This is a genomic window from Micromonospora sp. WMMC264 (genome assembly GCF_027497275.1).
Lineage (GTDB): Bacteria > Actinomycetota > Actinomycetes > Mycobacteriales > Micromonosporaceae > Micromonospora > Micromonospora chalcea.
The window spans coordinates 4,208,520-4,219,749 of the sequence record NZ_CP114907.1 but is presented as its reverse complement, the minus strand read 5'-3'; the positions used below and the strand labels follow the sequence as shown (position 1 = coordinate 4,219,749).

8 protein-coding genes are annotated in these 11,230 nt (G+C 72.1%); 4 read left to right on the top strand and 4 right to left on the bottom strand.

Annotated features, from left to right (window positions below; translation table 11 throughout):
• Positions 1-24 precede the first annotated feature (24 nt).
• Complete coding sequence (locus O7542_RS18220; RefSeq protein ID WP_210883302.1) at positions 25-1,647, bottom strand: cellulase family glycosylhydrolase; 1,623 nt, start codon at positions 1,645-1,647, stop codon at positions 25-27.
• 331 nt (positions 1,648-1,978) lie between these two features.
• The gene (locus O7542_RS18215; protein ID WP_064447113.1) at positions 1,979-3,187 is read right to left on the bottom strand and encodes a DUF349 domain-containing protein; all 1,209 of its coding nucleotides are present in this window, start codon (positions 3,185-3,187) and stop codon (positions 1,979-1,981) included.
• 205 nt (positions 3,188-3,392) lie between these two features.
• Between O7542_RS18215 and O7542_RS18210 the strand changes: the two genes are divergently transcribed.
• The 3 genes from O7542_RS18210 to dapF are packed head-to-tail and all read left to right on the top strand — an operon-like array spanning position 3,393 to position 5,891.
• Positions 3,393-4,112, top strand: a complete 720-nt coding sequence (locus tag O7542_RS18210) for a hypothetical protein (RefSeq protein ID WP_210883300.1) — start codon at positions 3,393-3,395, stop codon at positions 4,110-4,112.
• Positions 4,109-5,014 carry a tRNA (adenosine(37)-N6)-dimethylallyltransferase MiaA gene (gene miaA, locus O7542_RS18205; protein ID WP_104114425.1) on the top strand — a complete coding sequence of 302 codons (906 nt, stop codon included), beginning with the start codon at positions 4,109-4,111 and terminating at the stop codon, positions 5,012-5,014. The genes O7542_RS18210 and miaA overlap by 4 nt, the downstream gene beginning before the upstream one ends.
• A 7-nt stretch (positions 5,015-5,021) precedes the next feature.
• The gene (gene dapF, locus O7542_RS18200; protein ID WP_281604939.1) at positions 5,022-5,891 is read left to right on the top strand and encodes a diaminopimelate epimerase; all 870 of its coding nucleotides are present in this window, start codon (positions 5,022-5,024) and stop codon (positions 5,889-5,891) included.
• Between the two features lie 350 nt (positions 5,892-6,241).
• Here dapF and O7542_RS18195 read toward each other — a convergent pair whose 3' ends face one another.
• Both O7542_RS18195 and O7542_RS18190 read right to left on the bottom strand, forming a co-directional pair.
• The gene (locus tag O7542_RS18195) at positions 6,242-7,465 is read right to left on the bottom strand and encodes an IS110 family transposase (RefSeq protein WP_141707693.1); all 1,224 of its coding nucleotides are present in this window, start codon (positions 7,463-7,465) and stop codon (positions 6,242-6,244) included.
• Positions 7,466-8,078: 613 nt separating this feature from the next.
• Positions 8,079-9,551: an NAD-dependent malic enzyme gene (locus tag O7542_RS18190; protein ID WP_013284747.1), complete on the bottom strand. Its 1,473-nt coding sequence runs from the start codon at positions 9,549-9,551 to the stop codon at positions 8,079-8,081.
• A 169-nt stretch (positions 9,552-9,720) separates the two neighbouring features.
• On the opposite strand from O7542_RS18190, the gene hflX reads away from it, so the two are divergent.
• On the top strand, positions 9,721-11,211 hold the full coding sequence (gene hflX / locus O7542_RS18185; RefSeq protein WP_231915529.1) for a GTPase HflX: 1,491 nt from the start codon (positions 9,721-9,723) through the stop codon (positions 11,209-11,211).
• Positions 11,212-11,230 lie beyond the last annotated feature (19 nt).

Genomic DNA, 11,230 nt, shown 5'->3' with positions numbered 1-11,230 from the left:
AATAAGGGGCCCTTCCTTGCACGGTCAGCAGGCGGTGCCGTTGAGCTTGACCGTGGCGGGGGCGGCGGCGGTGCCGTTGGCGGTGAAGCCGACGGTGACCGACGCGCCCGCCGCCAGCGACGACGCCCAGCCCGGCGCGGCGGCCGTCACAGTGGTGCCGGACTGCGTGACAGTGGCGTTCCAACCGCTCGCCAGCGTCACCCCGGACGGCCAGGTCCAGGTGGCCGACCACGGGTTCACCGCGGCGGTGCCGGTGTTCTTGACCGTCAGCTCACCCTGGAAGCCGCCCGCCCAGGAGTTGATCTGCTTGTAGGTGGCGGTGCAGCCACCGGTCACCGGAGGCGGCGGGGTGGTCGGCGCCGGTGACGTGTTCGGCGTGCCGGTCGGGGACGGGCTGGTGGTGCCGCCACCACCGGTCGGCGGGATCAGGTACGGCGTGAGGATGTCCTGCTTCGGCTGGTTGATAGTGGTCCAGTCGTCGTTGGCGATGCCGCCGGTGTCACCGGAGTTCGGGTTCCACGACCAGTACGTGAACGACATGCCGTTCACGCCGGTGCCGGTGTACGCCATCAGGTTCTGCAGCCAGATCTTGTCCTTGGGGTCCTGCAGCGTGGTGCCGAACTCGCCCATCATGATCGGCGCGATGTTCTGCTTGTACAGGTAACCCCAGTACTTGTCCCAGATGGCCGGCATGTTCGCCGGGTACGTCGGGTCGTCGAACCATGCCTGCCGGTAGACCGACGTGGCGTACTCGTGCGGCGAGTAGACCAGCCGGTTCGCCACGTTCAGCCGGACCGGGAACTGCCCGGCCTTGGACAGGTTGCCGCCCCACCAGCCGCAGTCCTCGTCGTTGCTGGGGTCGTTGTCCCAGACGTTCGACAGGCCGCCGCTCGGGCAGCTCACGCCCTCCACGAAGATCAGCCAGTTCGGCTGCACGCCGAGGATCGCGTTGCCGGCCCGCTCGGCGGCCAGCCGCCAGTCCCGCGCGGTGTCGCCGCAGCCCCAGCAGGCGCCGGTGGCGGCCGGGTTGGTGCCCTCGGCGTGCGGCTCGTTGTGCAGGTCCGCGCCGATCACTGTGGTGTTGCCGGCGTACCGCTGGGCCAGCATCTTCCAGTCGTTGATCCAGGTCGCCTCGGAGACGGTCGAGGTGTACCAGAGCGGCGACTGCCCGGCCGACGTGGGCCGGTGCCGGTCCAGGATGACCCGCATCCCCTTGCTGCCCGCGTAGTCGATGACCTTGTCGAGGATCTGCAGCGGGGAGAGCCCGATCAGGTCCGGGTTGACGAAGTCGTTGATGCCGGTGGCTGTCGCGCCGGACTTGAGCGCGTCGTTCGAGTACGGAATCCGCAGCGTGTTGTAGCCCAGCCGGGCCATGGTGTCGAGCTGGCCGCGCCACGGGTTGCTCGACCACAGCCCGTGGAACGTCTTGTTGTCGGTCTCCATCCCGAACCAGTTGATGCCGGTCAGCCGGACTGTCGCGCCGGTACTGTCGACGATCTTGTTGCCGCTGGTGTGCAGGTAACCGGTGCCGGTGCCACCGGCCGCCGCGGCGGCCGGTGTGGTGGAGACGGCGGCGGCGACGAGAACGCCGGCCGCAGCGGTGGCGAGCGCCGTCAGGGCGCCGCCGAGGGCGGTGCGTCGGTGCATGGGAGCTCCACTTCGGATGCCCGCGCCGCGCAGGCGCCGCGGGCGGCAGGACCAGGAGGCACGTCCCGCTCGTCATCGAGTACGCGCGCAGCGCGCGCCGGGCCGTGTCGTGTGGACGGCCAACCGCGAGATGTCGCACCGGCGACCGTCGACGGCGGGATCAGCCGTCGGTGCCCTCGTGCCGGTGCCTGAACCTGGCTCCGCCGCTCATTCTGATCAGCCCGCCTCGATGCGTCAACCCGGCCCGGACGCAGGTGAGCCCCCGGGCCGGAACGGCCGGGGGCTCACCCGATGTGTCTGTCCGCCGGCCTGCCCGGCCGGGGTGCGTGCGTCAGCCGGCCTGCTCGGCGAGCTGGAGGAACTGCCGCTTCGACGCGAGCGCCTGCTCGGCCTCCTTGATCCGGCGGGCGTCACCGGCGGCCTGGGCCCGGGCCAGCCGGTCCTCGGCCTCGGCGACCTGGGCGCGCATCTGCGCCAGCAGCGGGTTGTCCTCCTTGGAGGTACGCCGCCACGCCGAGTCCATCACCTCGCGGACCTTGTCGTCCACGGCCCGCAGCCGGCGCTCCAGCCCGGACGCGGCCTCGCGGGGCACGCGACCGGCCTCGTGCCACTGCGCCTGGATCTCCCGCAGCTTCGCCTGGGCGCCCTTCGGGTCGGCGTCGACGTCGAGCGCCTCGGCCTCGGCCAGCAGCGCCTGCTTGCGCTCCAGGTTGGCGCGCTGCTCGTTGTCGCGTGCCGAGAAGACCTCGCTGCGCCGGCTGAAGAACTCGTCCTGCGCGGCCCGGAACCGTTCCCAGAGCTTCTGCTCGGCCTCCTTGGCGGCGCGCGGCGCGGCCTTCCACTGGGCCATCAGGTCCTTGAGCTGCCCGGCGGTGACGCCCCAGTCGGTGGAGTCCTTGAGCTTCTCCGCCTCGGCGACCAGCTCCTCCTTGACCGTCTGCGCCTGCTTGCGCTGCTGGTCCAGGGAGGCGAAGTGGGCGCCCCGGCGGCGGGTGAAGCCGTCCCGCGCGGCGGCGAACCGCTTCCACAGCTCACCGTCGGTCTTCTTGTCGACGCCGCGGATGGTCTTCCACTCGTCGAGGATCTCCTTGAGCCGGTCCCCGGCGGTCTTCCAGCCGGTCGACTCGGCCGCCAGCTTCTCGGCCTCCTCGACCAAGGCGGTCTTGCGCGCCAGCGCCTCACCGCGGGCGGCCTCGCGGGCCGCCTTGGCCTCGCCGGCCTTCTCCTCGGCGACGACGGCGAGCTTGTCCAGCCGGGCGGCCAGCGCGTCGAGGTCACCGACCACGTGCGCCTCGGCCAGCGAACCGCGGATCCGCCGGATCGTGGTCAGGGAGTGGCCGGCATCAGCCGCGCCCGAGTTGAGCCGGGCCTCGGTCAGGTCGACCTCGGTCACCAGATCGGCGTAGCGCCGGGCGAAGTGGGCGAGCCCTTCCTCCGGTGCGCCCGCCTGCCAGGATCCGACCACCCGCTCGCCCTCGGTCGTCTTTACGTAGACGGTGCCGTCCTCGTCCACCCGTCCGAAGGCAGTCCAGTCGCTCATGTGCCCATCCTCGTTCTCCCGGCGTCGAGGGGACAGTCCCCTCGAATCGCCGCCACGGCGCAGCAAACTTTCTCCCGGCATTGTCACAGGTCCGACCCGGTCCGTGTCGAGCGCCTGCCGTCGACCGTGACCATACGGTGTCGTACGCCCTCGATGACCGGATCGGCGCGGGGACGCACCGGCGGATCCCGATAGGTTTGGGGGCGTGCCACTGGTCGCCGCCGCAGTCTGCCCCCATCCGCCGCTTATCGTGCCCGAGCTGGCCGGCGCCGCCGCGCCCGAGCTGGACGACCTGCGCGCCGCCGCCGACGCCGCTGTCGCACGGCTGCTCGCCGCCGGGCCCGAGGCGGTCCTGCTCGTCGGAGCAGGGCCGGAGACCGTCCGGTTCAACGCCGCCGACTGGGGTTCCCTGCGCGGCTTCGGGCTGGACCGGCCGGTGCGGCTGTGGAAGATCTCCTGCTCCGGCGCGGAGCGCCTGCCGCTGAGCCTGACCGTCGGCGCCTGGCTGCTCAACCGTTCCGGCACCGAGCTGCCCCGCCTGGCCCGGTCGGTGGCCCACGACGCCACACCGGCGGAGTGCGCGGCGTTCGGCGCGAGCCTGATCGCCGACGACGATCCGCGGGTCGCGCTGCTCGTGCTCGGTGACGGGTCCGCCTGCCGCGGCGTCAAGGCGCCGGGGTACGACGATCCGCGCGCCGAGGCGTACGACGAAGGGGTTGCGGTTGCCCTGGCCGGCGCGGACACGGCGGCGCTGCGCGACCTGGACCCGGTGCTGTCGGCGCAGCTGCGGGTTGCCGGGCGCGCGCCGTGGCAGGTGCTGGCCGGCGCGGTCGACGCGGCCGGCGGCGACTGGCGGGGTGAGCTGGGTTACCACAGCGCGCCCTACGGCGTGGCCTACTTCGTGGCGAACTGGGAGCGGGCATGACCGTCGTGGCGGTGGTCGGGCCGACCGCGGCCGGGAAGTCGGCGCTGAGCATCGCGCTGGCGCACGCGCTCGGCGGCGAGGTGGTCAACGCCGACTCGATGCAGCTCTACCGGGGCATGGACATCGGCACCGCGAAGCTGACGCCGGCCGAACGCGAGGGTGTGCCGCATCACCTGCTGGACATCTGGCCGGTGACCGAGCCGGCGAGCGTCGCGGAGTACCAGGCGCTGGCCCGCGCGGCCGTCGACGACATCCTGGCCCGGGGGCGGGTGCCGCTGCTGGTCGGCGGCTCCGGGCTGTACGTGCGGGCGGTGCTCGAACAGTTCGAGTTCCCCGGCACCGACCCGGCGCTGCGGCAGCGGCTCGAGGCGGAGCTGGCCGCTGTCGGCCCGCTGCCGCTGCACGCGCGGCTGGCCGAGGCGGACCCGGGGGCGGCGGCGAGCATCCTGCCCACGAACGGACGGCGGATCGTGCGGGCGCTGGAGGTGATCGAGCTGACCGGCGCGCCATTCACCGCGTCGCTGCCGTCGCCCACGCCGTACTACCCATCGGTGCAGCTCGGCGTCGACCTGGACACCGCGTCGCTGGACGAGCGGATCGCGCTGCGGGTGGACCGGATGTGGGCCGACGGCCTGGTCGACGAGGTGCGGGCGCTGGTCGGCGAAGGGCTGCCCGAGGGCCGTACCGCCAGCCGCGCGCTCGGCTACCAGCAGGTGCTGCGGTTCCTGGCCGGGGAGCTGACCGAGGCGCAGGCGCACGAGGAGACCGTCCGCGCCACCCGCCGGTTCGTCCGCCGGCAGCGCTCCTGGTTCCGGCGCGACCCGCGCGTGCACTGGCTGGACTCGGCGTCGCCCGGGTTTCTCGACACTGCCCTGCGGGTGGTCGCCGAGCATCGGCCATGATGGGGGCGTGGAGTTCACAAAGGGTCACGGCACCGGCAACGACTTCGTCATCCTGCCCGACCCGGACGGCACCCTCGACCTGACACCCGGCCTGGTCGCCGCGCTCTGCGACAGGCGGCGCGGCCTCGGCGGCGACGGCGTGCTGCGCGTCGTACGCGCCGCCAAGCACCCCGAGGGCGTCGCGCTCGCCGGCGAGGCCGAGTGGTTCATGGACTACTGGAACTCCGACGGCTCGTTCGCCGAGATGTGCGGCAACGGGGCCCGGGTGTTCGTCCGCTACCTGCTGGACCGTTCGCTGGCCGCCGCCTCGTCCTCGTCGTCCTCGTCCTCGTCGGGCGGGACGCTGCCGATCGCCACCCGCGCCGGCCTGGTGCGGGCCCGGGTCGAGGGCGCGGACGTGGCGGTCGAGATGCGCCGCCCCCGGCTGTACGACACGGCGACCGCCACGCTCGGCGGGCTGACGCTGCCCGGTGCCGCAGTGGACGTCGGCAACCCGCACCTGGTGTGCGCGCTGCCCGCCGCGCTGGAGCTGACCGGCCTCGACCTGACCCGCGCGCCCGAGGTGGACGCCGGGACCTTCCCGGCCGGGGTGAACGTGGAGTTCACCACGCCCGGCGAGCCGGTGACCGGCACCGACGCGCACGTGCTGATGCGGGTCTACGAGCGCGGCTCGGCCGAGACACTGTCCTGCGGCACCGGCGCGTGCGCGGTCGGCGCGGTGGCGTTGCGCGACGCGGGGCTCGACACCGGCACGGTGGCGGTGGACGTACCGGGCGGACGCCTGACGGTCACCGTGACAGCCGACTCCTGCTGGCTGTCGGGCCCGGCGGTCCTGGTGGCGACGGGCACCCTGACCCCGTCCGCCCTGACCCCCTGACCGCGCCCTCTCCGTCTGCGGCACCTCCCCTTCGCGGTTGATCAAGGAGTTTGCGGGGGATTTCCGGCGTCCCAGTGACACGAACTCCTTGGTCAACTTGGGATGTTCGCGGCCCTGGCGCGCGGGGCCTTGTCCGTACCATCCCGCCCTGGCGCGCTGCCGCCCGGCATGATCAACACCAGCTCGCCGAAGTGGTGGTGTCGCGGAGCCTCTGATGGCACCACTTCGGGGAACTAGTGTTGATCAAGGGCGATGATGCCGCCACTTCGGGGAAGTGGAGTCGAGCAAGCCGGGGTGAGGGGGCATTTGTCCGACTTGCCCCCCCGGGGGGGGTGTCCCTATGGGTTTGGTCAAGCGGGGACGGGGCTGGTGGGGCGTGGTTGGTAGGGGATCTTGTCGCGGAGCATGGCGTATAGGACGTCGCAGCGGCGGCGGGCGAGGCAGATGAGGGCGGCGTTGTGGCGTTTGCCTTCGGCGCGTTTGCGGTCGTAGTAGGCCCTGCTCACGGGGTCGGCTAGGGCGGCGAAGGCGGCGAGGAAGAAGGCGCGTTTGAGGTTCTTGTTCCCGCCTCGGGGCGGATGCTCGCCGCGGATGCTGCTGCCGGATCGTCGGGTGATGGGGGCCAGGCCGGCGTAGGCGGCGAGGTGGCCGGGGGTGGGGAACGCGGTGCCGTCACCGACTTCGAGCAGGATCCGGGCGGCGGTCCTGACGCCGATGCCTGGCATCGAGGTCAGGACCGGGGCGAGAGGGTGAGCATCGAGGATCCTCTCGACCTCGCCGGCGACTTGGCCGCGCTGGCGCAGGACATCGCGGAGGCTGTCGGCGAGGCGGGGCAGGATCGTCTCCGCCGCCTGGGTGCCGGGGACGGTGACGGTCTGCTCGTCGAGGGCGGTCATGATCTGCTCGACCAGTCGTTCGCCCATGCGTGGTGCGTGGACGGCGACGATCGAGAGCAGCTTGCGGCGGCCGGCCTTGCGCAGTCCGACGGGGCCACCGCAGCGGGACAGCAGTTCAAGGACCGCCTTGTGGTGGACCTTGGGGCCGAGGACTCGTTCCAGAGCGGGATGGATCTGCGTCAGCAAGCCACGGATCCGGTTGGACACGCGGGTGGCTTCGCCAGCGAGGTCGTCATCGAAGCCGACCAGGACTTCCAGCTCGGCCAGGGCCTCGTCGCCGACGTCGACCCGTCGCAACGTGTGGGGCAGGGTGCGGGCGGCATCAGCGATGACGTAGGCATCGCGGGCGTCGGTCTTCGCCGCACCCGGATGCAGATCAGCGATGCGCCGCATCGCCAGGCCGGGCAGGTAAGCAACCTGATGACCACACGCCCGAGCCACCGCTACCGGCAAGGCGCCGATCGAGGCCGGCTGGTCGACCACCACCAAGACCGTGCCGTGGCGGGCCAGCTTGTCGAACAGCTGCCGCAGGCGGGCCTCGGTGTTCGGCAGCGCCGCGTCATGCAGCCGCTTTCCGCCAGGAGCTAACCCGACCGCGTGGTGACCCTCTTTGCCGACGTCCAAGCCGAGGTAGACGCCGTATCCGTCGTGCACCGCACCTGCCTCCACGTATCTCATCGTGGCCTCGGCCGCTGGTCTGAGCGTCGGACTGCCGGCAGCCACGTTACGAAGAGACCTACCCCAACACGGGTGGCCGTGTCCCTATCAGCGGTCCGCCAACGCCACCCGACCCGGCGACAACACCCCCCGGATCATCGAAACGACAGGGGCAGGAAGTCATACCGGGCCGGGCAACCGAGGGTCCCCGGCTGGGGACGATCAAAAAGGTAACGGGCGGGGCGTTGTTGGGGATCTTGGAAGATTAGGGCCCCTCTGGCAGCCCCTCTGGCTGCCATTTCCTTCCAAGATCTCGCGTGGACGCGCGTCGGGCGACGCGCGTCCACGCGGGTGCGGGTGGCGTGCGTAGCCGAAGAAGTGCGCGCGTGTGCTGAGAAGAGCGTCTGAGCCGGGCAACTCGCGTGCGGTGGAAGCCACGCCCCTGTCCCCGAAGCTGCTGGTGTGCCCGAATCGGCACGTGCACCCAGAAGCCGTGCGCGTGCCCGGAACGCGCGCGCTCGTGTCTCCGACCCGGCAGGGGCGTGCCCCGCGAGGAGGCGCTGTCCCGCGAGGAGGCGCTGTCCCGCGAGGAGGCGCTGCCCTGCGAGAGGGCGCCGCGAGCGGGAGGAACGCGTCAGGGGGTGGCGCTGGCGTTGGCGGCGATCTCGGGCAGGTCCGCCGGGCCCGGGTCGGCCGCCGGCGCCGGCGTGGCGGCCGGGTTCTGGGCGGCGGCCCGCACCGCGGCGGCCACCGCCGGGGCGACCCGGGAGTCGAAGACGCTCGGCACGATCACCGTTGGGTTGATCTTGTCTTCGCCGACCACGTCCGCGATGGCCCGGGCGGCGGCGAGCGCCATCTCCTCGGTGAACTCCTCGGCGTGCGCGTCGAGCATGCCGCGGAACACGCCGGGGAAGGCGAGCACGTTGTTGATCTGGTTGGGCTGGTCGGAGCGGCCGGTGGCGACCACGGCGGCGTACTTGCGCGCCTCGCGCGGGTCCACCTCCGGGTCGGGGTTCGCCAGCGCGAAGACGATCGAGTCCTTCGCCATGGCGGCGACGTCCTCGCCGGTGAGCAGGTTCGGCGCGCTCACGCCGATGAACACGTCCGCGCCGCGTACCGCACCGGCCAGGTCACCGGAGTAGTTCTCCTTGTTGGTGTTCTCGGCCAGCCACTGCCAGGCCGGGTTGAGGTCCGGCAGGCCGCGGTGCAGGGCGCCCTGGCGGTCGTACGCGATGATGTCGCCCACGCCCTGGCGCAGCAGCAGCTTCATGATCGCGGTGCCGGCCGCGCCGGCGCCGGAGACCACGACCCGGACGTCCGCGAGCTGCTTGCCCACGACGCGCAGCGCGTTCGTCAGCGCGGCCAGCACGCAGATCGCGGTGCCGTGCTGGTCGTCGTGGAAGACCGGGATGTCCAGCGCCTCGCGCAGCCGGGCCTCGATCTCGAAGCAGCGTGGCGCGGCGATGTCCTCCAGGTTGATCCCGCCGTACGCGGGCGCGATCGCCTTGACGATCGCCACGATCTCGTCGGTGTCCTGGGTGTCCAGCACCACCGGCCAGGCGTCCACCCCGCCGAAGCGCTTGAACAGGGCGGCCTTGCCCTCCATCACCGGCAGCGAGGCGGCCGGGCCGAGGTTGCCCAGGCCGAGCACGGCGGTGCCGTCGCTGACCACGGCGACGGTGTTGCGTTTGATGGTGAGCCGGCGCGCGTCGGCCGGGTTCTCCGCGATGGCCATGCAGACCCGGGCCACGCCCGGGGTGTACGCGCGGGACAGCTCGTCGCGGGTGCGCAGCGCGACCTTCGGGGTCACCTCGATCTTGCCGCCGAGGTGCAGCAGGAACGTGCGGTCGGAGACCTTGCGGACGTCCACCCCGTCGAGCGCGGTGAGCGCGTCGACGACCTGGTCGGCGTGCCCGGCGTCGGCGGTGTCGCAGGTGAGGTCGACGATCACGTGCGCGGGGTCGGAGTCGACCACGTCCAGCGCGGTGACGATGGCCCCGGCCTCGCCGGCGGCGGTGGTGAGCCGGCCGATGGAGGAGGCGTCGGCGGGTACCGCGATCCGGATGGTGATGGAGAATCCGGCACTCGGCAGTCGTGTGTTGGCCACGAGAAACTCCTCCGTCGGCGCTGAGCGGCTCGACTGGCATTTCTACTCGCCCGCGCAGGTCGCCCGGCATCCGCCCCCGCTACCGGTCAGTAGCGTCACGGGCATAAGGCAGGTGCGCCGGGCGTTGTCACATGTCAGGATTGCTGTCACGCGCCGAAAATTCTCGGCGATGCACATAACGGACAGGAGACGCAGTTTGCGCGAGCAGGAGACCTTCCATCCCTACACCGACGACGAGCTCGAGGCCACCACGGGCGAGTACGAGCTGTCGGAGCGGCAGGCGCTGCGGCGGGTCCCCGGCCTCTCCACCGAACTCACAGACATCACCGAGGTCGAATACCGCCAGCTGCGGCTGGAGCGGGTCGTCCTGGTCGGCGTCTGGACCGAGGGCACCCAGACCGACGCCGACAACAGCCTCACCGAACTGGCGGCGCTGGCCGAGACGGCCGGCTCGCAGGTGCTCGAAGGGCTGATCCAGCGCCGGCACCGGCCCGACCCGGCCACGTACATCGGCCGCGGCAAGGTCGACGACCTGGGCGCGGTGGTGCTGTCCACCGGCGCCGACACCATCATCTGCGACGGTGAGCTGTCGCCGTCGCAGCTGCGCAACCTGGAGCAGCGCACCAAGGTCAAGGTGGTCGACCGGACCGCCCTGATCCTCGACATCTTCGCCCAGCACGCCAAGAGTAAGGAGGGCAAGGCGCAGGTCGAGCTGGCCCAGCTCGAATATCTGCTGCCGCGCCTGCGCGGTTGGGGCGAGACGCTGTCCCGGCAGACCGGCGGTAGCGGTCGCGGCGGTGGCGCCGGCGGCGGCGTGGGCCTGCGCGGTCCCGGTGAGACCAAGCTGGAGACCGACCGTCGGCGTATCCGCCACCGCATCGCGCGGCTGCGCCGCGAGATCAAGAGCATGGCGACGGTACGCCAGACCAAGCGCTCCCGGCGCACCCGTAACGCGGTGCCGGCGGTGGCCATCGCCGGCTACACCAACGCCGGCAAGTCCAGCCTGCTCAACCGCCTCACCGGGGCGGGCGTGCTGGTGGAGAACGCGCTGTTCGCCACGCTGGACCCGACCACCCGCCGCGCCACCACGTCCGACGGGCGGCTCTACACGCTGTCCGACACGGTCGGCTTCGTCCGGCACCTGCCGCACCAGATCGTCGAGGCGTTTCGCTCGACGCTGGAGGAGGTCGCCGACGCGGACCTGGTCGTGCACGTGGTCGACGGCACCCACCCGGACCCGGAGGAGCAGGTCCGGGCGGTACGCGAGGTGCTCGCCGAGGTGGGCGCCGACCGGCTGCCGGAGCTCCTGGTGGTGAACAAGACCGACGCCACCGACGAGGAGACGATGCTGCGGCTCAAGCGGCTGTGGCCGGACGCCGTGTTCGTCTCCGCGCACAGTGGCCGCGGGATCGACGAGCTGCGCGAGGCGGTCGAGCGCCGGCTGCCCCGGCCGGCCGTCGAGGTGCGCGTCGTGCTCCCGTACGACCGGGGTGACCTGGTCGCCCGGGCGCACCGGCAGGGTGAGGTGCTCAGCACCGCTCACCTGCCCGAAGGCACGCTGCTGCACGTACGGGTGGGCCAGGGGCTCGCCGCCGAGCTCGCGCCCTACCGGGCGGGGGATCGGCTGACCAGCGACGAGCGGGTGGGCGCCGGACGGTGAGCCGTCCGGCGTCACCCGC

Bases quoted from the DNA above. Each gene is read 5' to 3' on its own strand.
- O7542_RS18220 (WP_210883302.1), bottom strand. From the start codon at position 1,647: ATGCACCGACGCACCGCCCTCGGCGGCGCCCTGACGGCGCTCGCCACC.
- O7542_RS18215 (WP_064447113.1), bottom strand. From the start codon at position 3,187: ATGAGCGACTGGACTGCCTTCGGACGGGTGGACGAGGACGGCACCGTC.
- miaA (WP_104114425.1), top strand. From the start codon at position 4,109: ATGACCGTCGTGGCGGTGGTCGGGCCGACCGCGGCCGGGAAGTCGGCG.
- O7542_RS18195 (WP_141707693.1), bottom strand. From the start codon at position 7,465: ATGAGATACGTGGAGGCAGGTGCGGTGCACGACGGATACGGCGTCTAC.
- hflX (WP_231915529.1), top strand. From the start codon at position 9,721: ATGCACATAACGGACAGGAGACGCAGTTTGCGCGAGCAGGAGACCTTC.